The 24,436-nt window shown below is 69.7% G+C and carries 21 protein-coding genes; 14 read left to right on the top strand and 7 right to left on the bottom strand.

The window, feature by feature from the left end; genetic code table 11:
• Positions 1–160: 160 nt before the first annotated feature.
• The 8 genes from PIR02_03550 to PIR02_03515 all read left to right on the top strand — a co-directional run bounded on the left by PIR02_03550 (position 161) and on the right by PIR02_03515 (position 10,323).
• Positions 161–1,423: an extracellular solute-binding protein gene (locus PIR02_03550; GenBank protein WZH37742.1), complete on the top strand. Its 1,263-nt coding sequence runs from the start codon at positions 161–163 to the stop codon at positions 1,421–1,423.
• Positions 1,424–1,493: 70 nt separating this feature from the next.
• Positions 1,494–2,759 carry an ABC transporter substrate-binding protein gene (locus PIR02_03545; GenBank protein WZH37741.1) on the top strand — a complete coding sequence of 422 codons (1,266 nt, stop codon included), beginning with the start codon at positions 1,494–1,496 and terminating at the stop codon, positions 2,757–2,759.
• A gap of 192 nt (positions 2,760–2,951) precedes the next feature.
• Complete coding sequence (locus PIR02_03540; protein WZH37740.1) at positions 2,952–4,064, top strand: hypothetical protein; 1,113 nt, start codon at positions 2,952–2,954, stop codon at positions 4,062–4,064.
• Positions 4,065–4,157: 93 nt separating this feature from the next.
• Positions 4,158–5,021: a hypothetical protein gene (locus tag PIR02_03535; protein ID WZH37739.1), complete on the top strand. Its 864-nt coding sequence runs from the start codon at positions 4,158–4,160 to the stop codon at positions 5,019–5,021.
• A complete protein-coding gene (locus PIR02_03530; protein WZH37738.1) occupies positions 5,018–6,007 on the top strand; it encodes a sugar ABC transporter permease in 990 nt (329 codons plus the stop codon). The genes PIR02_03535 and PIR02_03530 overlap by 4 nt, the downstream gene beginning before the upstream one ends.
• Positions 6,004–6,870, top strand: coding sequence for a carbohydrate ABC transporter permease (locus PIR02_03525; GenBank protein WZH37737.1), 867 nt, complete (start codon positions 6,004–6,006; stop codon positions 6,868–6,870). The genes PIR02_03530 and PIR02_03525 overlap by 4 nt, the downstream gene beginning before the upstream one ends.
• A 4-nt stretch (positions 6,871–6,874) precedes the next feature.
• Positions 6,875–9,598, top strand: coding sequence for a glycoside hydrolase family 2 TIM barrel-domain containing protein (locus PIR02_03520; protein ID WZH37736.1), 2,724 nt, complete (start codon positions 6,875–6,877; stop codon positions 9,596–9,598).
• Entirely contained in the window at positions 9,595–10,323 is a 729-nt protein-coding gene (locus PIR02_03515) for a Type 1 glutamine amidotransferase-like domain-containing protein (GenBank protein WZH37735.1), read from the top strand. The genes PIR02_03520 and PIR02_03515 overlap by 4 nt, the downstream gene beginning before the upstream one ends.
• 19 nt (positions 10,324–10,342) lie before the next feature.
• Here PIR02_03515 and PIR02_03510 read toward each other — a convergent pair whose 3' ends face one another.
• Positions 10,343–10,501, bottom strand: coding sequence for a hypothetical protein (locus PIR02_03510; GenBank protein WZH37734.1), 159 nt, complete (start codon positions 10,499–10,501; stop codon positions 10,343–10,345).
• Here PIR02_03510 and PIR02_03505 point away from each other — a divergent pair.
• On the top strand, positions 10,500–11,072 hold the full coding sequence (locus tag PIR02_03505; protein WZH37733.1) for a DNA-3-methyladenine glycosylase I: 573 nt from the start codon (positions 10,500–10,502) through the stop codon (positions 11,070–11,072). The two genes, PIR02_03510 and PIR02_03505, sit on opposite strands and share 2 nt — an antisense overlap.
• Positions 11,073–11,154: 82 nt before the next feature.
• Here PIR02_03505 and PIR02_03500 read toward each other — a convergent pair whose 3' ends face one another.
• A complete protein-coding gene (locus PIR02_03500) occupies positions 11,155–11,283 on the bottom strand; it encodes a hypothetical protein (GenBank protein ID WZH37732.1) in 129 nt (42 codons plus the stop codon).
• A 240-nt stretch (positions 11,284–11,523) separates the two neighbouring features.
• Between PIR02_03500 and PIR02_03495 the strand changes: the two genes are divergently transcribed.
• A complete protein-coding gene (locus PIR02_03495) occupies positions 11,524–13,065 on the top strand; it encodes a DEAD/DEAH box helicase (GenBank protein ID WZH37731.1) in 1,542 nt (513 codons plus the stop codon).
• A 692-nt stretch (positions 13,066–13,757) separates the two neighbouring features.
• Positions 13,758–16,097: an excinuclease ABC subunit UvrA gene (locus tag PIR02_03490; protein WZH37730.1), complete on the top strand. Its 2,340-nt coding sequence runs from the start codon at positions 13,758–13,760 to the stop codon at positions 16,095–16,097.
• A gap of 87 nt (positions 16,098–16,184) precedes the next feature.
• On the opposite strand, the gene PIR02_03485 is transcribed toward PIR02_03490, so the two are convergent.
• From PIR02_03485 to PIR02_03470, 4 genes are all read right to left on the bottom strand, one after another.
• Complete coding sequence (locus tag PIR02_03485) at positions 16,185–16,661, bottom strand: dehydrogenase (GenBank protein ID WZH37729.1); 477 nt, start codon at positions 16,659–16,661, stop codon at positions 16,185–16,187.
• Positions 16,662–16,770: 109 nt separating this feature from the next.
• Complete coding sequence (locus PIR02_03480; protein WZH37728.1) at positions 16,771–17,523, bottom strand: SDR family oxidoreductase; 753 nt, start codon at positions 17,521–17,523, stop codon at positions 16,771–16,773.
• Between the two features lie 91 nt (positions 17,524–17,614).
• The gene (locus PIR02_03475; GenBank protein WZH37727.1) at positions 17,615–19,366 is read right to left on the bottom strand and encodes a sodium:proton antiporter; all 1,752 of its coding nucleotides are present in this window, start codon (positions 19,364–19,366) and stop codon (positions 17,615–17,617) included.
• 64 nt (positions 19,367–19,430) lie between these two features.
• The gene (locus tag PIR02_03470) at positions 19,431–20,300 is read right to left on the bottom strand and encodes a nucleoside hydrolase (protein ID WZH37726.1); all 870 of its coding nucleotides are present in this window, start codon (positions 20,298–20,300) and stop codon (positions 19,431–19,433) included.
• A 116-nt stretch (positions 20,301–20,416) separates the two neighbouring features.
• Here PIR02_03470 and PIR02_03465 point away from each other — a divergent pair, with 116 nt between their 5' ends.
• From PIR02_03465 to PIR02_03455, 3 genes are read left to right on the top strand one after another with little or no spacing between them, the layout of a single operon-like run.
• Positions 20,417–21,358, top strand: a complete 942-nt coding sequence (locus PIR02_03465; protein ID WZH37725.1) for a sugar ABC transporter permease — start codon at positions 20,417–20,419, stop codon at positions 21,356–21,358.
• Positions 21,355–22,176, top strand: coding sequence for a carbohydrate ABC transporter permease (locus PIR02_03460; protein ID WZH37724.1), 822 nt, complete (start codon positions 21,355–21,357; stop codon positions 22,174–22,176). Before PIR02_03465 ends, PIR02_03460 begins: the two co-directional genes overlap by 4 nt.
• 50 nt (positions 22,177–22,226) lie before the next feature.
• Positions 22,227–23,498: an ABC transporter substrate-binding protein gene (locus PIR02_03455; GenBank protein WZH37723.1), complete on the top strand. Its 1,272-nt coding sequence runs from the start codon at positions 22,227–22,229 to the stop codon at positions 23,496–23,498.
• 59 nt (positions 23,499–23,557) lie between these two features.
• On the opposite strand, the gene PIR02_03450 is transcribed toward PIR02_03455, so the two are convergent.
• Positions 23,558–24,415, bottom strand: a complete 858-nt coding sequence (locus tag PIR02_03450; protein ID WZH37722.1) for a substrate-binding domain-containing protein — start codon at positions 24,413–24,415, stop codon at positions 23,558–23,560.
• Positions 24,416–24,436: the final 21 nt, after the last annotated feature.

Raw genomic sequence — 24,436 nt, 5'->3', positions numbered from 1 at the left:
GGACAGGCGTCGATGAGTAGTTCCACTAGCCGTTTCGGGCGAGTAAGTCGTCGTTACGCATTCGATATGGGCGAATGAACCGATTTTGTGTAGTCTTGCTACCGACAGTACGTCGCGCGGAATGGACCGCGCGGCGATCGACGGAGATAAGGGAGTGGCCATGACGAAGTGGCTGAGGCACACGGCGGTAGCGGCGGTCGCACTGACCACCGTAGGCGCGCTGAGCGGCTGTGCGGGAGGTTCCAGCGGCGGCCCGACCGAGCTCAGCTTCATGATGTGGGGCGACGGCGGTGACACGCAGACCGCGTACGAAGACGTCATCACCGCGTTCGAGGCCGCGAACCCCGACATCACGATCAACGCCGAGTTCTTCAACACGAACGACTACGACAACATCCTCAAGACCCGCCTGTCCGGCGGTGCCGGTCCCGACGTGTACGGCTTCGACCTCGGCAACATCGACACCTTCGTCGCCGACGGCTTCGCCGCCGATCTCTCCGACGGTGGCGAGAGCTACCTGTCGAAGCTCACCCCCGAGGCTGCCGCGGACAGCCAGCGCGCGGGCGGGACGTACAACCTGCCCATCTCGCTCTCGGGCAACGGCATCATCTACAACAAGGCGCTCTTCGAGAAGGCCGGTATCTCCGCCCCGCCCACGACGTACACCGAGCTCCTCGCCGACTCGAAGAAGCTGTCCGACGCCGGCGTCATCCCCTTCGCCATGAGCGCGCAGGACAACTGGTGGCCGCAGTTCATCGTCTACTACGCCCTCGCCGAGCACGGTGCGAACGAGGAGCTCGGCGCGCAGATGGCCGCGGGAGAGACGACCTTCTCCGAGAGCGAGGCGTGGGCCGAGTCGCTCGACGTCGTCCGCGATCTGACGCCCTACTACATGCCCAACCCGGTCGGCACGAGCCAGACGGCCGCACAGTCGGCGTTCCTCGGCGGGCAGGCGGCGATGTTCCCCGCGACGTGGATCCTCTCCGATGCCCGCGAGGCCGGCCTCGACCTCGGGTACATGAACTTCCCGACGGTCGATCAGCCGAGCAACGACCTGTGGGGCACCTACCAGGTGCGCTTCGGCGTCAACCCGAACAACGGCGACGCCAAGCTCGCCGCCTCGCACAAGTTCCTCGACTTCTTCCTGCAGGACGACACGTACAAGACGTTCCTCGACAAGGTGAAGCTCTTCCCCACGACCGAGGGTGTCGAGATCGGCGCCGACGTCGACCCGCTGTTCCCCGAGATGCAGGCGGCCTGGGAGGGCAAGACCTTCGTGGCGGCGTTCTCGCCGACCGACCCGAGCATCCAGGACGCCCTCCTGGTGGGACTGCAGAACATCATCAGCGGGCAGAAGGACACCCCGCAGGTCCTCGCGGACCTCGACGTGGCCCTCGAGCAGTACCGCGCCAACAACCGCTGAACACGCGAACCGCCCCGCCCCGCGATGACGCGCGGTGCGGGGCGGTTCCCTTTTCGGAAGGACATCCCCCATGCCCCGTTCCCTGCCCTTGACGGCCGCGGCCGCGACGGCACTGACCGCCCTCGCCCTGGCATCCCTGACCGCATGCCAGTCCGCCTCGAGCGAGACGACCACCCTCAGCTTCCTCATGTGGGGCGACGGCGGTGACACCCAGAAGGCCTACGAGAAGGTCATCGACGCCTTCGAGGCTGAGAATCCCGGCGTCACCGTCAACGCCGAGTTCGTGAACACCAACGATTACGACAACGTGCTCAAGACGCGTCTTTCCGGCGGTGCCGGCCCCGACGTCTACGGGTTCGACCCGAAGAACCTCACCGACTTCGTCCGCGACGGCTTCGCCGCCGACCTTTCGGGAGCCGACTTCTTCGCGCGTCTCGACGACGCCGCGGCGCAGGAGGCCCGTCGGGGAGCGGAGGGGGATGCCGCGTACTCCGTGCCGATCTCGCAGTCGGGCAACGGCATCATCTACAACACCGCGCTGTTCGAGAAAGCCGGCATCACGGAGGTGCCGCAGACGTACACCGAGCTGAAGGCCGCGGCCGAGAAGCTGTCGGCGGCCGGCATCACCCCGATCGCGATGAGCGCCCAGGACAGCTGGTGGCCACAGTTCATCGCGTACTACGCGATGGCTCAGCACGTCTTCCCCGACGACCCCGACGCGGTCGAGCAGCTGCTCGCGGGGGAGCGGACCTTCGCCGACACCCCCGGCTACGCCGAGGCGCTCGAGGTCGTGAAGGACCTCGTGCCGGCCTACATGCCCGACCCGCTCGGGACGAACCAGTCGGCCGCCAAGTCCGCCTTCCTGACGGGGCAGGCGGCGATGTTCCCGGCGACGTGGATCCTCTCCGACGCGCGGGCGGCCGGTGTGGAGCCCGGCTACATGAACTTCCCGACGCTCGACGCCGACGTCGCCGACATGTGGGGCAGCTATCTCGTCGCGTGGGGGATCAATCCGGGCAACGATCGCGTCGAGGCCGCCGAGAGCTTCATCGACTTCTTCTTCCAGGAAGAGGTGTACACCGATTTCCTCACCTCGGTGAAAGCGTTCCCGACCACGACGGGGATCGACGTCTCGGCGAACGACCCCCTCTTCCCCGACATGGTCGCGGCCTGGGAGGGGAAGACCTTCCGTCCCGTCGTGATCCCGGCGCACCCGCAGCTGCAGGAGACGCTCCTCGTGGGGATGCAGAACCTCATCGCGGGGCGAAGTGATGTCGACACGGTGATCGGAGAACTCGACGCGAGCCTCGCCGAGATCCGCGCCAACGCGGACTGACCGACGCCGACGACAGTCCGAGACGAGAGCCCCCGCCGGCGCGCCGGCGGGGGCTTCGACATGCCTTCTCGGTCCACTCGACGGTAGCGCGGCTACGCGATATCCGTCGATCGGGCCGGAATGAGGGTCTCGCATGGGCAGGACCGAGGATGCCATGTAGTATGGCTACACAACGAGACCAAGGATGTGCTTGTGACTCCGCTACTGACGATCGCCGACGATCGTGCCACCGTGTCATTCGACCCCGAGACGGGCGGCATCGCCCGCGTCGATGCCCCGGGGATGGCGCGCGAGGCCGCGACGCCGGCCTCTCTGTTCGTCCTCGAGGTCCCGCGCGGCGGCGACCGGACTGTCGTCGTCGAGACCTCCGCGCAGACGCTCACACGCGTCGAGCACGACGGCGATCACGCTCTGCGCCTGGTGTGGACGGACCCGGTGACGTCCGCGGGCGAACGGCTTTCGGGCGAGATCGCGGTGACCGCGCGGGTCGCCGACGGCGCGGTGCGCCTGGGGTTGTCGTTCCACCTCGACGAGGGCGGCGTCGAGGCCGTGCGCTTCCCGTCGCTGCGGGGCATCCGTCCCGCCGAAGGCTCCCTCGAGCTGCGCGGCGTGGACTACTCGACGGGCACGCGCGTCTCCCTCCTCCCGGTGTTCGACTCGAACGCGCCGTACTGGGGCACGACGTTCCCCGACTACGCGAGCGGCAACCTCCGCCCCGAGCTGGTCGGCACCCCGACCTCGCCCTTCGTCGTGCTCGCCGGAGACGCCGGCGGCCTCACGATCCAGCCGGCCGAACGCACGCTCGCCTTCATCGGGTGGCGCGCGAGCCTCGAGCCCGGCTTCTCCGACAGCCTCCTGCGCCGCGGGGGTGCGGATGCCGCCGTGACCCTCGACGCGATCCACTTCCCCGAGGGAGCGGGCATCGAGGCCGAGCTCCCCGAGATCGCCCTCGTCCCCTACGCGGGGGAGTGGCCGAACGGTCTCACCGCCTACCTGCCCACCCAGGACCCGACCCGGCGGAGCGCGGCACCCTGGCTGCAGGAACCGCGCTCGTGGCTGCAGGTGCAGGTGATGTCGACCGAGGGCGAACCTCGCTACGACTTCGACGACCTCGTCGACATCATCGAGGAGTGCGCCCGCGAGGGGATCGGCGCGATCCAGATCGTCGGGTGGAACGAGGGCGGTCAAGACGGTCTCGTGCCGCAGCACCGTCCCGCCGCCAAGCTCGGCGGTGAAGAAGGCCTGCGCCGCGCGCTCGCCCGGGCGCGCGAGCTCGACGTCGCCACCGTCCTGTACGTGAAGTAGGTCTGGGTCGAGAAGCCCGGTCCTCTGTGGGAAGAACTCGCACCGTTCGTCTCGCGCGACCCGAACGGTCAGCCCTACGCCCAGCCCGGCCCGGTGTACCACTCGTCGCGGAAGCGCTACGGCATCAACACCCCCTGGTACGTCCCGCTGTGCTTCGGCGTGGAGGAGCTGCGGCGACGCTTCGCCGACGAGGTCGCCGACATGGCGGAGTGGGGGGCCGATGGCATCCTGGCCGACGAGTCGCTCTATCACGGCCGCGCTCTGCTGTGCTTCGCCGACGATCACGGTCACCCCGTCGGCGCGAGCGCGTTCACGTGGGATGCCGCCTTCGTGGAGGACATCCGCGCGGGACTCGGCGACCGTGCCGACACGTTCGTCATCGCGGCCGAAGGCGCCTACGACGACCAGTTCGCGCACTACGACGTCTCGTACTTCCGCAGCGCCTCGCCGACCCACCGCCCCCTCGGGCGTCAGCTGCGCCCCGACGCCCGCATCGTGACCGCGCTGACGGGGTTCGACGACCGCTCGATGGTCGCGCAGTGTCTGCTGTACGGCTACGCGATGAGCCTCGAGCCGTACAACTTCAAGGGTCGACCGGGCGACATGCCGGCGACCGTGGCGCTCGCCCGACGGGCCGACGCCCTGCGCGACCGCCACCGCGACGTGCTCTGGAACGGGCGCATCCTCGTCGATCACGACGTCGTCGCCCACCGGCCCGACGGCTCGGTCCACGACCTCCTCACCGTGTGGGAGGGGGCCGACGGGACCCGTGCCGTCGTCGTGGCCACCTACGGCGACGAGACCCTGTCGCTTCACCTCACCGGCTCCGGTCTCGGCGCGGCCGAGATCGACGACCTCGACGGACACCGCGCTCGTGTCGTGGACGGGCGCATCGACGTGCCCGCCCGAAGCGTGATCGTCGTCACCTCCCTCTCTGACCCGATTGGATCGCTATGAGCAGCACACGCGTCGAGGACCCACGGGTCCTCGCCCTGGACGACCCCACCGCCACGCAGGCGGTCACGACGCGCTCGCTGAAGGCGCGCCTGTGGACCGGGCGTTCCACTGCGGGCAAGTTCTGGATCGCCGTCGCCCCCGCGCTGGTGCTCTACACCGTCTTCACGGTGTACCCCATGGGACAGGTGATCGTGGCGAGCTTCACCGACGCGCGGGGGTTCAACCGCGCGTGGGAGTTCGTCGGTGCCGACAACTTCGTGCGCATCTTCTCGGGCGACCCCGTGCTCATGGAGGCGATCGGGAACACCGCGATCTACGGGTTCTTCAAGATCATCGTCCAGACGATCCTGGCGTTCCTCATCGCCGTGCTCCTGCATCGCCAGCTCCGGCTCGGAAACATCTACCGCGCGATCTTCTTCGCCCCGATGGTCATCTCCCCCGTGGCGATCGTGTTCACGTGGAGCTTCATGTACGACCCCACCACGGGAACGTTCAACACGCTGCTGCGCAGCATCGGGCTCGGCGGGCTCGCACAGGACTGGCTCGGCAACTACGACCTCGCTCTGTACAGCGTCATCCTCGTCGACCTGTGGAGCGGTCTGGGCTTCAACGTCGTCATCTTCCTCGCGGGGCTGTCGACGATCCCCGGTGAGATCCTCGAGGCGGCCAAGGTCGACGGCGCGCGCGGGTGGAAGGCGATGCGCTTCATCACGATCCCGCTCATGATCCCCTCGATCGGACTCGTGCTCGTGCTGTCGATCAACGGCGCCCTGAGAGCGTTCGACACCGTCTACCTGATGACGCGGGGCGGGCCGGGCAACTCGACACAGCTGTTCATGACGCAGGTGTTCCAGGAGGGCTTGGTCAACAACAACTTCGGCTACGCCTCGGCCATGGCCGTGCTGGTGCTGATCGTGCTGATCGCGATCGCCGCCGTGCAGAACAGACTCAACAACCGCGTCGCTGCCGAGGAGGGCAACCGATGACCACGAGCACCAGCGCGAACCCGCGCTTCACGACGCGCTCCGCCCTGCGCTTCGCCCGTCGCATCCCGATCAATCTGCTGTTGATCGTGCTCAGCATCGCGATGATCTACCCGATCGTCATCATCGTCATCACCGCGTTCAAGCCGAACCTCGAGGTGCTGACCAACCCCACCGGGCTGCCGCAGGCGCCGACCTTCGACAACTTCGTCACCTCGTGGCAGGATGCCGGCTTCACCAACCTCTTCTTCAACTCGGTGCTGCTGACGGTCACGAGCATGACCGTGGCGACCTTCGTCGCGGCCCTCGCCTCCTACGCGATCGTGCGGCAGGCCACGAGGATCGGATCCGGGGTGTATCTCCTGCTGGCGGCCGGTATCTTCCTGCCGATGCAGCTCGCGCTGGTGCCGCAGTTCCGGGTGGTCCGCGACCTCGGCCTCATCAACAACTACGCCGGTGTGATCCTCATCTACATCGCCGGCGCGCTGCCCTTCGGCGTCTTCCTCATGGCGGCCTTCATGCGCCAGGTCCCGAAAGAGATCGTCGAGGCCGCGGTCATCGACGGCGCGGGATACTTCACCCTGTTCCGTCGCATCTTCCTGCCGCTCGCGCGTCCCGCGATCGCGACGTTCTGGGTCCTGCAGGGCGTGGGCGTCTGGAACGACTACCTCGTGCCGCAGCTGCTGCTCACCGATCCGTCGAAGCGCACGCTGACCACCGGCGTCCTCTACTTCAAAGCGCAGTACCTCGCGGACTGGGGCAACATCATGGCGGCCGTGCTCATCATGAGCCTGCCGATCCTGCTGCTGTTCGTCTTCGCGCAGCGCTTCTTCGTCAGCGGACTGTACGCCGGGGCGGTGAAGTGAGGGCATGACCTCGCTCGACGACCGCGAGCGGGTGCGATCGCTCGCCTCGCCGCTGTATGGCGACCGCTGGGTGCAGGAGCACGCGAGCCTCCCCGTCTCGTCTCCGGCGGCGTCGGGGACGAGCGGGGGGCCTCTCGCGACCGATCGCGACACGATCTCGCTCGACGGCGAGTGGCTGCTCGCCGGGGCGCCCGCGGGTCGCGAGTTCGCGATCGAGCGGTGGTTCGGTGGACAGGCCCCGCCCGCGCCCGTGGGGTGGCATCGCCCCGACACCGACCGCTCGACCTGGATTCCGGCCACGGTGCCGGGCACAGTGCAGGCCGCGCTCACCGCGGCGGGCGAGATCCCCGACCCGCTGCTCGACGACAACACCTACGTCGAGCTCACCGAGCACGGTGTTCCCCGCGAGTGGCCCTGGTACTTCCGGCGCACACGCGTCGAGGAGCAGCAGTGGTGGTACGCCCGGCGCATCGACGTCCCGGCCGACTGGCGCGGGCACCGAGTGCGCCTGACGTTCGACGGCGTCGACGACGCGGCATCCTTCTGGCTCAATGGTGAGCCGATCGCGCGGCACTCCGGCATCTACGGCGGGCCTGATATCGACGTGACGACGCTCCTCCGCGGAGACGGCACCGACGAGATCGTCGTGCGTCTCGACGCGCCGCCGCGCGACTGGCACGGGGTGCTCAAACCGTCTCCCGGGTGGGGCTGGCACTACGGCCACCTCATCTCGATCGGGATCTGGCGCGGGGTGCGGCTCGAACGCGTGCCCGACCTCGAGCTCGACGACCTGTTCGTCTCGACCGTCCACGCCGCCGACGACGACGCGCGCCTGCGCGTGCAGTGGGATCTGATCGCGCACACCGACAGCGGTCCCGCTCCGACCCGCGTGCGCGTGCTCGACCCCGAGGGCGAGGTCGTCGCCGACGTCACGGCGCAGGCCGTGGCATCCCGAGGCACGTCCCGGCACGCGATCGAGATCGACATCCCGGATGCCCGCCTGTGGTGGCCCTTCGGCTACGGCGCGCAGCCGCTGTACCGCGTCGAGGCGAGCGTCGACGGCTCCGCACGCTCGACGACCGTCGGCGTCCGCACCGTCGAGATGCGCCCGCTCCCCGAGGTGTCGGGCGACGACGTCTACGACTGGCAGTTCGTCGTCAACGGGCGGCCGCTCTTCCTCAAGGGCGCCAACTGGTGCTTCACCGACCCGATGGCCCGCCGCGGCTTCGAGATCGACCGGCACATCCTCGATCTCGTCGTGCGCGCGAACCTCCAGATGCTGCGGGCGTGGGGCGGCGGCACGATCGAGAGCGACGCCTTCTACGACGAATGCGACCGCCGCGGCATCCTCGTTCTGCAGGAGTTCCCGCTCTCGTTCGGCCTGGATGCCACCGGAGCCACCCTGGCGACCGTGGACGAGCAGGCGTCGCGCATCGTGCGGCGGCTGCGGTCGCACCCCTCGCTCGTGATGTGGGGCGGAGGCAACGAGAACCCCGACACGATCTCGGGCGACGATCTGCTCACCGTCATCGGCACGCGCGTGCGGCAGTACGACCCGACGCGGCCGTTCCACCGCACCGATCCCTGGGGAGGCAGCGAGCACTACTACGGCGTCTACCACGAAGGGCAGCCCGTCGAGGAGTACGCGACGCACGTGCCGCCGGTGTTCGGGGAGTATGGACTGTCGAGCCAGTGCGACCTCGACAGCATGGCGCGCTTCCTCGATCCGGCGCTCCTGGAGCAGTGGCCGCCGCCCCCGCACGGCGCGATCGTGCAGCACCAGGCGCAGTTCTCGCTCTTCGACCTGTTCAAACAGGCGCGGTACGCGCACTACGGTCCGCTCACCGACTGGGCGACCTTCGTGGAGTACTCCCAACTCGCGCAGGGCGACGCCCTCCGGTTCGCCTCCGAGCGCCTCCGCGCCCACGCCGGCACCCGTACCGCGGCGTACTGGTTCTACAAGGTCGGCGAGGTGTTCCCGGGTGCCTCCTGGGCGATCGTCGACTACTACGGGCGCGCGAAGCTGTCGTACTACCGCGCGCGGCAGTTCGGTGCGGCACGGTCGGCTTTCGCGGTGTACGACCGCACGTCGCTCGCCGCGGGCGAGGTGTTCTCCGCCGAGGTGCACGCGGCGAACGACACCCCCGACCCGCTGGCCGCCACCGTCACCGCCCGCCTCTACGACGCCCGGTTCCGCGTGATCGTCGAGCGCGAGGCATCCGTGGATCTGGATGCCGACGCCCACACGCTCGCCTTCACCCTCGAGGCCGAGGCCCCCGACGAGGGGCCGCTCGTACTGGCCGTGTACCTGCGCGGCGGGGACGGCAGCCGGATCTCCTCGGCCTGGTACGCGCTGAACGCCCAGCCGCGCAGCGCCGAGGTCGAAGCCCTCGAGGCCGAGCCGCTCGACAGCCTGACCGACCGGCCGATCGAGGAACTGCTCGAGCCGTACGCGACGGGGCCGGCGCCGCTGAAGGAGCAACCGCGCACGCGGCTGGAGGCCCGCATCGGCGACGGCGTGCTGCACGTGCGGAACGCCGGCGAGGTTCCGGCGCCGATCGTCGTCATCGACGGCTTCCCCACCGCCCCGGGGGCATGGCTCGACGACAACGCCTTCGGCCTCGAGGCGGGGGAGGAGCGTGACGTCGCTTTCTCCCTGGCGGGCGCCGACTGGCCCGACGCGCGCGTACGCGCCTGGAACGCGGATGCCGTGGCGGTGACGTCGTGACCGTGCCCCGCATCCTCGCCACGTGCGGCGGGTGGGCCGACGCGTCGTGGGGCGATGTGCGCTTCGGTCCCCTCCTGCGTTACGCGCTCGACCTCACCGGGGTCGAGGGCCGCCCGCGGGTCGTCTTCGTCAACACGGCCGGCGGCGACCAGCGCGTCGACGAGGGACGAGAGCTCGCCGCGGCGATGGCGGCGGGAGTGGATGCCGTGCACCTGCGCCTCTTCGGGCGAACCGCCGTCGACCTCGACGACGTCGTCGGCCCCGCGGATCTCGTGTGGGTGGGCGGCGGCAGCGTCGCGAACCTCCTGCCCGTGTGGCGGACGCACGGGCTCGATGCGGTGCTGCGCCGCGCGTGGGAGGGCGGGGCGGTGCTCGCGGGAACCTCGGCCGGCGCCCTGTGCTGGCACGAGGGAGGTCCGACGTCGGGATTCGGCGAGATCCGCACGATCACCGACGGCCTGGGCTTCATCCCCGGCTCGCTCGGGGTCCACTACGACTCACAGGTCGAGCGTCGCCCCGCTCTGCACACGGCCGTGGGTTCGGGGCAGTTGCCGGGCGGGTTCGGCCTCGACGAGGGCACCGGGGTGCTGTACGAGGAGGCGCGCGCGGTGGACTTCGTGACCGAACTGCCCGGGGGGCAGGTGCATCGTGTCGATCGTGTCGGCGACGGCGACGGCGACGGCGACGGCGTAGTCGAGGAGGCGGTGGCGACCCGCGCGCTGTGACGCGGCAGCCGCGGCGTCCTCAGAACAGCTGCCACGAGAACAGGGGATGCGCCCAGAACAGGGTGTCTGCGCGCGCGGCGGCCTGTTGCCGGGGCATCCCCTGTTCTGGTGACACCGTGCGGCGTTCGGGCTCGGCCGTGGCAGCCCGTGTCGGAGACCACCCGTAGCCTGTCGGCATGAGCGACCTCACGACCGGTTCCGACGGCATCGTCCGCTGTGCGTGGACCGGCGCCGATGCCGAGTACCAGCGCTATCACGACGAAGAGTGGGGCACCGCGCTGCACGGCGATCGCCCGCTGTTCGAGAAGATGAGCCTCGAGGGCTTCCAGGCGGGACTCGCGTGGATCACGATCCTGCGCAAACGCCCCCGCTTCCGCGAGGTGTTCCACGGGTTCGACCCGGCGGCGGTCGCCGCGTTCGGCCCTGATGACGTCGACCGGTTGCTTCAGGATGCCGGCATCATCCGCCATCGCGGAAAGATCGAGGCGGTGATCGGCAACGCCACCATCGTCGCCGACATGCCGGAGGGAGAACTCGACGCGCTGATGTGGTCGTTCGCTCCCGCGACGCACGAGCCGCCGACCTCGTTCGCCGAGGTGCCGGCGGTGACGCCCGAATCTACGGCGATGAGCAAGGAGCTGCGTCGCCGGGGGTTCCGCTTCGTCGGCCCGACCACGATGTACGCCCTCATGCAGTCCTCCGGCATGGTCGACGACCACGTCGCCGGGTGCTGGCGCGCGGCGGCCTGAGCCCGGCCGGGGTCGGCGTCGGCCCGGCGGCGGTCAGGCGCGCGATACGGCGCAGCCTGGCCGCTTCGGCGTGGCGAGAAGATCAGTCGGGCGGTGACGCGGCCTGCTGCGCCTCGAGCTCTCTCAGCCGACGCAGCTTCGACCAGGGGACGAAAGCGATCCAGGCGATCGATGCGATCGAGGCGCCCATGATCATCGAGGAGATGTCCATGGCTCGACGCTACGGAGCGTTCGGCGCGGGCACCTCCCTCGGACGACGGAGATGCGCCCCACCCGCTAGACTGATGGGCGGAGCTTTCGCTCCGCGCGTCGTCGAACGCACCGGCCCCCTCTCTCAGGGCCTTTGACCTTCACGGCGAACGGATGCGCCACCCGGCGCCTTCGCCCATGCGGCCGCAGCATCGCGGCATCCCGAACCGCCGTGTGCTTCCGCGCCGCGGCAGGAGTATTCATGACGTCCCAGACTTTCGCCGACCTCGGCGTGCCCGCCCCCCTCATCGACGTTCTCGCCACCCAGGGCAAGAACGAGCCCTTCCCGATCCAGGCCGACACCCTGCCCGACACGCTCGCCGGTCGCGACGTGCTCGGCCGCGGCAAGACCGGCTCGGGCAAGACCCTCGCCTTCTCGCTGCCGCTCGTCGCGCGGCTGGCCGCGAACACCGACCGCCGGCGGGGCCGCAAGCCCCGCGCGCTCGTGCTCGCCCCCACCCGTGAGCTCGCCAACCAGATCGACGAGGTCATCAAGCCCCTCGCACAGCCCTTCGGTCTGGTCACCACCACCGTCTACGGCGGTGTGAACCAGAAGCGTCAGGTCGACGCGCTGAACGCCGGCGTCGACATCCTCGTCGCGTGCCCCGGTCGCCTCGAAGATCTGATCGGTCAGGGCTTCGCGAACCTCGGCGACATCGAGATCACCGTCCTCGACGAGGCCGACCACATGGCCGACCTCGGCTTCCTCCCCGGCGTCACGCGCCTGCTCGCCCGCACGCCCGCCGACGGCCAGCGCCTGCTGTTCTCGGCCACGCTCGACAACGGCGTGGACAAGCTCGTCAAGCGTTTCCTCCGCAACGAGGTGCTGCACTCGGTCGACGAGGCGCACTCGCACGTCGCCGCGATGACCCACCACGTGTTCGCCCCGGTCGACGCGGATGCCAAGAAGGACCTCGTGCAGACGCTCGCCTCCGGCACCGCGCGCCGCATCCTCTTTATGCGCACCAAGCACCAGGCCAAGAAGCTCGCGAAGCAGCTGACCGCGTCGGGTATTCCCGCCGTCGACCTGCACGGCAACCTGTCGCAGCCGGCCCGCGACCGCAACCTCGCCGCCTTCGGCGACGGCCGCGCCAAGGTGCTCGTGGCCACCGACGTCGCCGCCCGCGGTGTGCACGTCGACGGTGTCGAGCTGGTCGTGCACGTCGACCCGCCCGTCGAGCACAAGGCGTACCTGCACCGCTCAGGCCGCACCGCCCGCGCGGGCTCGGCCGGCGACGTCGTGACGATCATGCTCCCCGAGCAGCGTCGCGACACCCTCGACATCCTGCGCAAGGCCAAGATCTCGGCGGCGCCGCAGCAGGTCACCTCGACCTCGCCCGAGGTCGTCGCCCTCGTCGGCGAGGTGGCCCCCTACGTCAAGCCCGAGCCGGTCGTCGCGCAGCCCCAGGGCGGCGGACGCTCGCAGGGCGCCAACGCCCAGCGCAAGCGCGCCGCGCGTGCCGAGGGGCAGCAGCCCTCCACCCGCTCGGGTGCGCAGGGCGGCGGCGGTCGTCGTCGCTCCGCGGGCGCTGCGGCGACGGATGCTCCGGCTGCCGGTCGCGCGGCCCAGGGCGGCCGCGGTGGCCAGCGCTCCGGCGCGGGTCGTGGTCAGGGCGGCACGCAGCGCACCGGTTCGGGCGCCGCGCGTCCGCAGGGTGCCGGGCGCTCGGCATCCGGTGCCCCCACGACCGGCATGGTCGTCGGTGCCCGTTCCCCGCGCACGAACCGTCGCGCCCAGGGCTGACCCTTTCTCCCGGTGCCCCCGCAGATCCGTCTGCGGGGGCACCGTCGTCCCTTCCTCGACCGGCGCCGGCGGGAGTCGTGCGGAGCCGTCCTGCGGAGCGCCGTCGCGACACGCCGGTTCGAGACCTCACGGCGCCAGTGGGTATTGCGCGGAGCCGTCTCGCGGGGTTGAGGTCCGACACGCCGGTTCAGGATGCCGCGGCAGCGGTGTTTCGGCCGGGACTCCGCGTGACGGTACCGGCGTTCTTTTCCGGCGCGGTGCTGCGGGGGATGCCGTGTGGAGCCGTCCCGCGGAGTTGAGGTCCGACACGCTGGTTCAGGATGCCGCGGCAGCGGTGTTTCGGCCGGGATTCCGCGTGACGGTACCGGCGTTCTTTTCCGGCGCGGTGCTGCGGTGGATGCCGTGCGGAGCCGTCCCGCGGAGTCGAGGTCCGACACGCCGGTTCGGGATGCTGCGGCAGCGGCGTTTCGGCCGGGACTCCGCGCGACGGCACGCTCACAAGGCCCGGACTCCGCGCCACGGCTCCCGCCCCCGCCCCGTCTCCCGCCCCCGCTACGGCTCCCGCCCCCGACTCCGCACGACGCCGCGCCGAAGAGCGTCCCCGACTCCGCACGACGGCTCGCCCGCGGCCGGCCGCGTCGCGGATGTCGGAGGTCTGCGCCACACTGGGGGTCGATCCCGAGGAGGCGCGCATGACCGACCCCGACGCCCACGCCGTCATCCGCGTGCGCGGCGCGCGCGAGAACAATCTGCGGAACGTCGACCTCGACATCCCCAAACGCCGGCTCACGGTGTTCACGGGGGTGAGCGGCTCGGGCAAGTCGTCTCTCGTCTTCGGCACCATCGCGGCCGAGTCGCAGCGACTCATCAACGAGACCTACCCGACGTTCGTGCAGCAGTTCATGGGGCAGCTCTCGCGGCCCGAGGTCGATGCGCTTGAGAACCTGAGCGCCACCATCCGGGTCGACCAGGAGCGCATGGCCGCCAACTCGCGCTCGACCGTGGGAACGGCCACCGACGTGCACGCGATGCTACGTGTGCTCTTCAGCCGCCTCGGGCAGCCCCACGTCGGCTCGTCGCAGGCGTTCTCGTTCAACGTCCCCTCCGTCTCGGGCGCCGGCGCGATCACGATCGCCACCGGGGCGCGAAAGGGTCAGAAGGAGCGCCGCTCGTTCGAGATCACCGGCGGCATGTGCCCGGAGTGCGAGGGTCTCGGCCAGGTGAGCGACATCGATCTCTCCCAGCTCCTCGACGAGAGCAAGTCGCTCAACGCCGGCGCGATCACGGTGCCGGGCTACACCGCCGACGGCTGGATGGTGCGGGTCTTCAGCGAGTCGGGCTTCTTCCCCGGAGACAAACCCGTGGCCCGGTTCACCGACCAAGAACGCCATGACCTGCTCTACAAGGAGCAGACGAAGGTCCGCATCGCGAACACGAACATGACCTACGAGGGACTCGTTCCCAAGGTCACCAAGAGCATGCTGCAGAAAGACCGCGACGCTCTGCAGCCGCACGTCCGGGCGTTCGTCGATCGCGCCGTCACGTTCGTCGCCTGCCCGGCGTGCGGGGGAACACGGCTGAACGACGGGGCCCGGTCGTCGCGTATCGGTGAGGTGAACATCGCGGATGCCGCGGCCATGCAGATCACCGATCTCGCGGCCTGGGTGCGCACGATCGACGATCCCTCCGTCGCCCCTCTCGTCCAGGGTTTGCGCGACACCCTGGACGCTTTCGTCCGCATCGGGCTCGGCTATCTCTCCCTCGACCGCGGCAGCGGCACTCTCTCCGGCGGGGAGGCGCAGCGGACGAAGATGATCCGCCACCTCGGATCCAGCCTCAGCGACATCACCTATGTGTTCGACGAGCCCACGGCCGGCCTTCACCCGCACGACATCCAGCGGATGAACGAGACGCTGTTGCAACTCCGCGACAAGGGAAACACCGTTCTCGTCGTCGAGCACAAACCGGAGGTCATCGACATCGCCGATCACGTCGTCGATCTCGGCCCCCGCGCGGGCCGCGAGGGCGGCACCGTGCAGTACGAGGGTGACGTGTCCGGCCTGCGCTCGTCCGAGACCCTCACGGGGCGCTTCCTCGATCACCGCGCCCACCTCAAGACCAGTGTGCGAGCGGCGATCGGGTCGCTGCCGATCCGCGGCGCCACACGGCACAATCTGCACGACGTCGACGTCGATGTCCCGCTCGGGGTCCTCACCGTCGTCACCGGCGTCGCCGGGTCGGGCAAGTCGTCATTGATCCACGGCTCCCTCCCCGCATTCGATGACGTCGTGGTCGTCGATCAGACGGCGATCAAGGGCTCACGCCGCAGCAGCCCCGCCACCTACACCGGCATCCTCGATGCCGTCCGCGCCGCGTTCGCGAAGGCGAACGGCGTCAAGCCCGCCCTCTTCAGCGCGAACTCCGAGGGGGCATGCGCCGCCTGCAAGGGGCTCGGGGTCATCGTCACCCAGCTCGGCTTCCAGTCCACCGTCGAGACGGAGTGCGAGTTGTGCGGGGGTAGTGGCTTCTCGGACGAGGTGCTGGAGTACACGCTCCACGGCAAGAACATCGCCGAGGTCCTCGCGATGTCGGTGTCGGAGGCGGCCGTGTTCCTCACCACCGGCCCTGCCGTCGCTGTTCTGGCGCGCCTCGTCGACGTCGGTCTCGGGTACGTCACGCTGGGGCAGGCTCTGAACACGCTGTCCGGAGGCGAGCGCCAGCGCCTCAAGCTGGCGATTTCGATGGCCGCCTCCGGGGCCGTCTACGTCCTCGACGAGCCGACCACGGGTCTGCATCTCGCCGACGTCGACAACCTTCTCGGGCTGCTCGACCGACTCGTGGATGCCGGCAACACGGTCGTCGTGATCGAGCACCACCAGGCGGTCATGGCGCACGCCGACTGGATCATCGACCTCGGTCCGGGCGCGGGTCACGACGGCGGACGCGTCGTGTTCGAGGGCACGCCCGCCGACCTCGTCGCCGCCCGCTCCACGCTCACCGGCGAGCACCTCGCCCGTTACGTCGGGGAGTGAACGGCGCGGCGGAAGAGGAGACCGACACGCAGCCGTCGCGACCGGCGTTTCGCCGTGTTGTGCAAGACGCCCCCGGCGCCCCCGGCGTCAGCCGTGCGTGCTGAGCGTCGCGTCGTGCAGATGGCGCTCGCCGTGCGACAGCACCTTCACGATCACGCCGCGCCGACGCAGGTCCGCGATCGCCCGCGTCTCGTCGTCGCGCGTGAGCCCGAGGGAGCGGGCGCTCGTCACGACGAGCACGTCGCCGCGCGTGAGCGTCCCGAAGAAGCGGTCGAGGCGAGCGGCCCACCCTTCGAGGGTCTCCGGGGCCGGATGACGGAACCCCTCGATGGGGACGCCGAATCTCGTGAGGTCATCGCGCTGCTGGACGACGCTCGGCATCCCGGGGCGGGAAACGACCAGGCCCACGAGACGGGAGCCGGCCGGGCGGGCGCGCCACCAGTCGCGGTCGCTCTGCAGCTCGGTGAAGCACTTCGGGCACTCGGCCGCGGTGTGCGCGACGGGCACGGGGCTGGTCCCGGCGGCATCCGCGGATGACGGCATCGTCGGGATCGGATCGCTCATGGAAACCTCCGCGTCCATTCTGCCGCACGCGGCCCCGATCCGTTCGCGATGAGGCGAACAGGACCGGGAACCCGGCGTGCATGCCGACGGAGAGACCGCGGCGCGGTGCTCAGTGCGCGGAGTACCCTCCGTCGACGAGGTGATAGCTGCCCGAGATGAACGACGCGGCGTCGCTCAGCAGGAACAGAGTCAGTGCGGCGACCTCGGCATCGGTGCCGAGGCGTCCGGCGGCGTGCTCCCCCTCGAGGTGCGTCAGGGCCTCGGGCGTGAGGCTCGAGCGCACCAGCGGCGTGTCGATGAAGCCCGGGCCGACCGCATTCGTCCGGACGCCCTGCGCGGTGTATTCGAGAGCGGCGACCTTGGTCAATCCGACCAGGGCGTGCTTGCTCGCGACGTAGGCCGCGTTCTGTGCGATGCCCACCGATCCGAGAACGGATGCCATGTTGACCACGGCCCCACCACCGGACGCGACGATCGCAGGCAGCTGGAACCGCAGACCGTAGAAGACGCCGTCGAGGTCGACGGCTCGCACACGATCCCAGGCGTCGATGTCGTAGTCGCCGATGTTCTGCGGTGCAGCGCCGATGCCGGCGTTGTTCACGGCGAGGTGCAGGGCGCCGTAGGTCGCCTTCGCGAACTCCACCGCCGCCTCGGAATCCTGCCACCTCGCGGTGTTCTGGGCGAACGCCTCGGCGGTGCCGCCGGCGTCCCGGATCTGTGCCACGACGGTGTCCGCGGCATCCTTGTTGATATCGGTGACGACCACCGACGCGCCCTCGGCGGCCAATTCGCGCGCGATCTCGGCGCCGATACCGCTTCCCGCGCCCGTGACCAGTGCGACCTTCTGGGTGAACCTGCTCATGATGGGATTCCTTTCCGCACGCGGTCCGCGCGGATCTCACCCGGACTTCATGCGCATGAATGAAAGCCACGAGGTCGGGAAGAGTATTCCCTCATTCGTTCTCGCCATCGTCGAGTCGCAACTCCAGGCTGAGCTGGTCGGCGTCGAGCTCGGCCAGCGCGTGGCGCAGTGCGGCGGTGCTGTACCGTCCGTCGCGCCCGACCCTGGCGAGCCGTCGTCTCATGGCTTCGATCGACGCCAGACGCAGCTCGAGCAGATCGCGCATGCGACCCGACGCGTCCTCGTCGGGTGGCTCCGTGATCCGCGCGCCGACGCGTTCGATGACGTCGTCGGGGAAGGCTTCCCCATCCCGTCGTCGGAGTGTGCCCGCCTGCAGTGCCGCGACCGAGGCCTCCCGCAGTTCCGTGTCGAGCGCGCGTTGTTCTTCCCTCGTCGGTCCCTCGCCGCCGTCGCCGGAGAGGCCGACGGCGCGGACGACGGCCGGGAGGGTCAGGCCCTGGACGACCAGGCTGAACAGCGCGACCAGGAACGCGACGAAGATCAGGAGCGAACGGTCCTCGACCCCTTCGCGGGGCAGCGTCTGCGCCGCGGCGAGCGTGACGACGCCGCGCATGCCCGCCCATACGATGATCGTGCCGTGTCGCCAGGCGAGGGGACTGTCGCGGTAGTAATCGAGGTCGGCCATCGTGCGCGAGATGCGGCCGCGCATCCAGCTGATGCGGCGAGCTGCGCGTGCGGGATCGTCGGCGCGTCGGCTCAGACTGTCGGGGTCGTTTCGGAACGCCTCCTCGAATCGGTCGAGGCGGTCGCGCGCCTCGTCGACGCGGCCTTGATGGCGTGCCATGTTCCGCCCGCGCCGCCCCTGGAGCCAGATGAGCCCGGAGACGTAGAGCGCGCGCACGACGAGGGCGATGCCGAGGGCCGACAGGGCCAGCCAGGTGCCGTGCCAGAGACCCTCGTTCTCGCCCAGGTTGCTCTGGACGATGTCCTTCAGCTCGAGACCGAAGACCAGGAAGACTCCGCCCTCCAGGATGAGCTCGATCGTGCGCCAGTTCAGGCGGTCGCTCATCCGCTGCTCCGGCGTGAACCGGCGGGTCGCGCCCTGGCCGGTCACGATCCCCGCCACGACCGCCGCCACCAGGCCCGAGCCGCCGAGATGTTCGGTGGGCAGGTACGCGATGAACGGCACCGTGAAACTGAGGGCCGTGTTCGCGGCCGAGTTGGTGACGCGTTCGCGCACGCGGAGGTTGACCCACCCGATCGCCGCGCCGATGAGGAGGGCCAGGATGACGCCCCACGCGAAGTTGCCGACTGCATCTCCGAAGGCGAATCCGGATGCCACGGCCGCCACCGCGGTGCGCAACAGCACCAGCGCGGTGGCGTCGTTCAGCAGGCTCTCGCCCTCCAGCATCGTCACGACGCGCGGTGCGATGCCCAGTCGTTTCGCGATCGAGGTCGCCACGGCATCCGTGGGGCTCAGGATCGCCCCCAGGGCGATGCCGAGAGCGAGACCGAGGCCCGGGATGACCGCCCAGAAGAACAGACCGAGCACCACGGAACTCAGCACGACCAGCACCACCGACAGCCCCGCGATCGGCACGAAGTCGCGGCGGAACTCGATGGCGGGAAGCTGCACGGCCGCCGAGTACAGCAGGGGCGGGAGCACCCCGACCAGGATGACCTCCGGGTCGAGCGCGAACGGCGGGAAGAACGGCAGGAGGCTCACGCCGAGGCCGAGGGCCATGAGGACGAGGGGTCCTGCCACGTTGAACTTCGGGGCGATCACCGTCACGAGGGCCACGACCACCACCCCGGCCACGACGAGGATGAGGGGATCGATCACCGTTCGAGGCTAGCCCCGGGTGTCAAGACGCGCTGACGAGAGACGTCGGAGTCGGCCGGGAATGTCAGGCGGAGCCCGCGTGCGCCGCGAGCTTGGCGAAGAAGTCCTCCAGAAGGTAGCGCGTGTCGACCTGTTCGCACACGCGGACGTGCCCGCCGGCTCTCGCGTCGGGTTCGGCCATGAGCGCGTCCGCCGTGAAGCGCGGGCGCGGGCGGCGTCGCCAGACAGCGCCGAACGGGTTGAGGGCGACGGCGATGGCGGGAGAATCCCCGAGCGAGCGGAAGTCGGCGGCGAAGCCGGGTTTGACCGCGTTGTACTCGAGGACGGTCTGGGCCAGGTACGCCCCGATCTCCCCGTGCGGGCGCACGCGACGGTCCAGTTCGGCCTGACCGACCCCGACGTGTGTGTAGACCGGCATCGGGATCTGCCAGAGGTCGATCTCGGAGGCGAAGACGACGTTGGCCGAGACGATGTCGTTGTTGAGGTTGTACTCGGGCCCGTAGACGGCCTCGATCCCGTCGTAGGGCGGGCCACCGATCCAGATCACCGTGACGTCGCGACGCGCGAAGTCCGGGTCGATGAGCAGCGCTGAGGCGACGTCGGTGAGCGGTCCGAGCACGCACACGGTGAGCGGGCCGTCGAGGCTCGCGGCGATGAGGAGATCGGATGCCGCCGACGGCAGGGCCGTCGTCTCGTCCTCCAGCGCACTGTCGGCGCCGTCTCGCACCACGACCCCTGATCGGTCGAGGAGGTCGAGGAGTCGGTCGACCTCGACCCGGCTCTTCTCCCGCGAGCCGGGCGACCCGAAGTGCGCCGGTGCGATCCCGACGACGTCGAGCACGGGGGAGAGGAGGGCGTGGACGATCGCGAATTGGTCGTCGGCTTCGTTGGCGGCGTCGGTGCTGATCACCACGCGTCGTTGCGTCTGCGACATGGAGCTCCTTTTTTCATGCCCTTTATTAACAGCTTGTAATTAGTGTCGCACAGTTGCTAACGTCGGTCCGGCCCAGCACGGGAGCTCAAGGAGGATGCCATGACGGGGACGCCCCGATGACCGTGACGACGGCGCCCCCGGCGGCGCGACGCACGACGACACCCCCCGCCCCGAAGCGCTCGCGCCGCCGCGGCATCGGCGTCCGCGCGCCGTGGTGGTTCCTGCTTCCGGCTCTCGCCGTCTACGCGCTGATCGTCGTGTGGCCGAGCCTGACCGGTGCCTTCTTCTCGGTCACCGATTGGAACGGTGTCTCCCCGGACTGGTCGTTCGTCGGCTTCGACAACTTCGTCTCGGTGATCGAGGGACGCCGGGGACTCACCGCTCTGACCAACACCCTCGTGCTCGCCTTCGTCGTGACGATCGTGCAGAACCTCGTCGGTCTGGCGCTCGCGCTCGGTCTGAACTCCCTCGTCAAGACGCGCGGCATCCTGAAGGTGATCTTCTTCGCCCCGGTCGTCCTCACCCCGCTCGTGGCCGGGTACATCTGGAGCTACCTGCTCGCGCCGTCGGGAGCGTTGAACGAGTTCCTCGGCGCCGTGGGTCTGTCCGCCCTGCAGCGCGACTGGCTGGGCGACCCGCAGACCGCCCTGCTCGCGGTCAGCGCCGAGATCGTCTGGCAGTTCTCGGGCTACTCGATGGTCATCTTCCTCGCGGGTCTGCAAGCCATTCCCGAAGAGGTGATGGAGGCGGCCACCATCGACGGGGCGGGACCATGGCGTCGCTTCGTCAGCGTGGTGCTGCCCCTGCTGAACGGCGCGGTCGTGATCAACGTCATGCTCTCCCTCATCGGCGGTCTGAAGCAGTTCGACCAGGTCGTCGCCATGACCGGCGGCGGCCCCGGCATCGCCACGGAGACCCTCTCGACGACGATCTACAAGAGCGCCTTCACCTCGGGCGACTACCCCGGATCGATCGCGCTCGCGGTCCTCATGACGCTGCTCATCGCCGTTCTCGCGGGAGTGCAGTACCGCCTGACCCTTCGGAAGGCGGACGCGTGAACCGCTACACCTGGCGCACCGGCGTGCGCGAAGCCGTGCTGATCGCGGTGGCCCTGATCTACCTCATCCCCATCGCGGCGCTCGTCAACGTCGCCTTCCGGCCCGCTGCATCGAGGGCCGGAGCGCTGACGCCGTCATGGCCGCCCACGTTCGACAACTTCAGTCAGGCATGGACGCAGGGTGCCCTCGGCCCCGCGCTGGTCAACAGCGTGATCGTCTCGGCGGTGAGCGTGCTCGGGGTGACCGTCATCTCGGCATTCGCCGCCTACCCGCTGGCCCGCGTGGGCCGCCGCTGGTCACGGTTCGCGTTCTACGGGTTCTTGGGCGGCCTGTTGCTCCCGGGCCAGCTGGCTCTCCTGCCGCTGTACACGACGATGCGCGATCTGGGGCTGCTCGGCGGGCTCCCGGCGCTGATCCTCATCAACATCGGCGGCCAGCTGCCGTTCTCGATCTTCCTGTACACGACGTTCCTGCGCGAGATGCCCCGCGACTATGAGGAGGCGGCGCTGCTCGACGGCTGCGGTCCCGTGCGGGCCTTCGTGACGGTGGTGTTCCCGATGCTGCGCGCCGTGACGGGCACCGTCGTGATCCTCAACTCGGTGTCGGTGTGGAACGAGTTCTTCAACCCGCTGCTCTACCTCTCGGGCAGCGGCAACACCACCGCCCCCGTGGCGATCTACAACTTCGTCGGCCAGTACGTCGCGCAGTGGCCCCTCGTGTTCGCGGGCCTGGTCATCACCACGATCCCCGTGCTGGTGCTCTACTTCGCGCTGCAGAAGTACATCATCAAAGGCTTCGCGGGCGGACTCAAGGGTTGAGCCGACGCGCAGATCCGAGGCCGCCGGCCTCGGCGCATCAAGGAGATGACATGAAAACACACCGCAGTGCTCTCGCCGTCGCCGCCCTCGTGGGCGCCACCGCTCTCGTGCTGAGCGGCTGCTCCACCGCCGTGGGCGGGGGTGCCGAAGACGAGAACGTGCTCACCTTCGCGTCGGGAAGCGAGGAGACGACGCAGCAACTCATCGACGGCTTCGAGGCGGCCAACCCCGGTGTCTCCGTCAAGGCGGAGTTCATCGAGTCGGATGCCTCGTACATCCAGCAACTGCGCACGCGCCTGTCCGGGGGCACAGCGCCCGACGTGTTCAAGGTATGGGCGGGAGGCGGCGGCACCATGGCGACGTGGAAGGTCGCCACCGACGGTCTGGTCGCCGAGCTCGACGACCAGCCGTGGGCCGCCGACGTCCCCGACAACGTGCGGTACGTCAGCAGCCTCGACGACAAGCTCTACGCCCTCCCCTCGAACCTCGGCGCGATCGGCGCGCTGTACAACGACCAGGCGCTCGCCGCGGTCGGAGCCACGGTTCCGCAGACGTGGACGCAAGTGCTCGATCTGTGCAAGACCGCCGCGGCGAACGGCAAGGTCGCGTACGCCCTCGGCAACAAGGACGCGTGGACGACGCAGCTCATCCCCTACGCCCTCACCGCGACTCTCGTCTACGGACCCGACCCCGGCTTCTCCGAGGACCAGGCGAACGGCTCGGCCACGTTCGCGGCGTCGAAGTGGAGCGACGCGCTCGACAAGACGAAGCAGATGATGGATGCCGGGTGTTTCAACGCCGGCCCCAACGGCACCAGCTACGACGCGCAGATGACCCTGCTCGGTCAGGGCGACGCCCTCGGTGCGGTCCAAGTGAGCCAGGCGATCTCGGCGGCTGAGCAGTATGCCGCCGACGGCGCGACCTTCTCGATGGCCCCGTTGCCGGCCACCGACGAGGCCGGGGCGCAGTACTACCCGACCGGTGTGGGAGTGTCGTTCGCGATCAACGCAAAGGCGAAGAACCCCGCGCTGGCGCAGAAGTTCCTCGCCTACGTGGCATCGCCCGCAGGTCAGAAGCTCTGGGCCGAGGTGTCGGGAAGCATGCCCGCCCTCCCCTCGGAGGAGCGCGAGCTGAGCCCGGTGCTCGAGGCGGTCGAGACTGCGCGCGACGCCGGCCTGACCACGCAGTACTACCCCGACCAGGTCTGGCCCACGACCGCGGTGCAGGACGGGCTGCTCGTCGACATGCAGCGGTTCTACAACGGTGAGATCACCGGTGCGACGGTGCTGGAGAACATGGACTCCGCCTACGCGGCATCCTGATCCGACGGCGAAGGGCGGTGTGGCGGACGAACCGCCGCACCGCCCTTCGCCGTCGGGCGTCAGCGAGCCCGGGCCGTGGACGCCCGCACGATGAGCTCGGGCGAGGGAGCCGTCGTCACCGGGTGAGGGTCGTGGCCGAGCTCCTGCAGGATCGCCGTCGCCGCGCGCTCTCCGAGGGCAGTGACGTCGCGGGCCATCGCGCTGAGGGCGGGGACCGTCGAGCGGCAGAGCACCGAGTCGTCCCAGGCCAGGAGTGAGAGGTCGCCCGGGACGTCGACGCCGCGGGAGGTGAGGGCGGTCGCCGCGGCAGCGGCCATGACGTCGTTGTCGAACACGATGGCCGTCGGCGGAGCGGGAGAGGCGAGCAGCCGGTCCACCGCCGCGACGCCCCCCGCGCCGCTGAAGTCGGCGACCTCGAGGGACGCGTCGATGCCCAGCCGCGCCGTCGCCGCCTCGAACGCGTCGGTTCGGCGGCGCGTGTGGGCGAGGACATCGGGGCCCGAGACTCGTCCCACCCGCGTGTGGCCGAGGTCGCGCAGATACTGCACAGCCGTCTGCATGGGCGCCTCATCGTCGACCCAGACGACCGCGTGGTCGGGGGCGTCGTTGGGGTGGGCGAGGGCGACATTGGCGAACCCGAGCCGATCGACGAGCTCGAGTCGGGGGTCGTGCTGCTCGACGATGTCGACCAGCACGACCCCCGCGACCCGTCCCGACTCCGCCCAGCGCTGATACGCGTCGAGTTCCTCGTCGAGGTCGGGGACGACCTGCAGCACGAAGGGCCGCCGATGCTCGGTCAGGACCTCTTCGAGCCCGCCCATGAAGTCGTTGTAGAACGCCTCGACGCCGAGCTGACGCACGGGGCGCCGCAGCACGAGACCGATGGAGCGACGCAGCGCGGAGGGGGGTGCGGGCACGACCATCATCGTCGCCAGTAT

Origin of the sequence: Microbacterium enclense (assembly GCA_038182865.1) — a bacterium.
GTDB classification, from domain to species: domain Bacteria; phylum Actinomycetota; class Actinomycetes; order Actinomycetales; family Microbacteriaceae; genus Microbacterium; species Microbacterium enclense_B.
Note: the sequence above shows the minus strand (reverse complement) of the source record. Positions and strands in the feature narration are given on the sequence as shown.

Coding starts and splice junctions, on each gene's coding strand:
- PIR02_03550 (WZH37742.1), top strand. CDS start 161: ATGACGAAGTGGCTGAGGCACACGGCGGTAGCGGCGGTCGCACTGACC.
- PIR02_03545 (WZH37741.1), top strand. CDS start 1,494: ATGCCCCGTTCCCTGCCCTTGACGGCCGCGGCCGCGACGGCACTGACC.
- PIR02_03530 (WZH37738.1), top strand. CDS start 5,018: ATGAGCAGCACACGCGTCGAGGACCCACGGGTCCTCGCCCTGGACGAC.
- PIR02_03525 (WZH37737.1), top strand. CDS start 6,004: ATGACCACGAGCACCAGCGCGAACCCGCGCTTCACGACGCGCTCCGCC.
- PIR02_03520 (WZH37736.1), top strand. CDS start 6,875: ATGACCTCGCTCGACGACCGCGAGCGGGTGCGATCGCTCGCCTCGCCG.
- PIR02_03505 (WZH37733.1), top strand. CDS start 10,500: ATGAGCGACCTCACGACCGGTTCCGACGGCATCGTCCGCTGTGCGTGG.
- PIR02_03510 (WZH37734.1), bottom strand. CDS start 10,501: ATGCCGACAGGCTACGGGTGGTCTCCGACACGGGCTGCCACGGCCGAG.
- PIR02_03500 (WZH37732.1), bottom strand. CDS start 11,283: ATGGACATCTCCTCGATGATCATGGGCGCCTCGATCGCATCGATCGCC.
- PIR02_03495 (WZH37731.1), top strand. CDS start 11,524: ATGACGTCCCAGACTTTCGCCGACCTCGGCGTGCCCGCCCCCCTCATC.
- PIR02_03490 (WZH37730.1), top strand. CDS start 13,758: ATGACCGACCCCGACGCCCACGCCGTCATCCGCGTGCGCGGCGCGCGC.
- PIR02_03485 (WZH37729.1), bottom strand. CDS start 16,661: ATGAGCGATCCGATCCCGACGATGCCGTCATCCGCGGATGCCGCCGGG.
- PIR02_03480 (WZH37728.1), bottom strand. CDS start 17,523: ATGAGCAGGTTCACCCAGAAGGTCGCACTGGTCACGGGCGCGGGAAGC.
- PIR02_03470 (WZH37726.1), bottom strand. CDS start 20,300: ATGTCGCAGACGCAACGACGCGTGGTGATCAGCACCGACGCCGCCAAC.
- PIR02_03465 (WZH37725.1), top strand. CDS start 20,417: ATGACCGTGACGACGGCGCCCCCGGCGGCGCGACGCACGACGACACCC.
- PIR02_03455 (WZH37723.1), top strand. CDS start 22,227: ATGAAAACACACCGCAGTGCTCTCGCCGTCGCCGCCCTCGTGGGCGCC.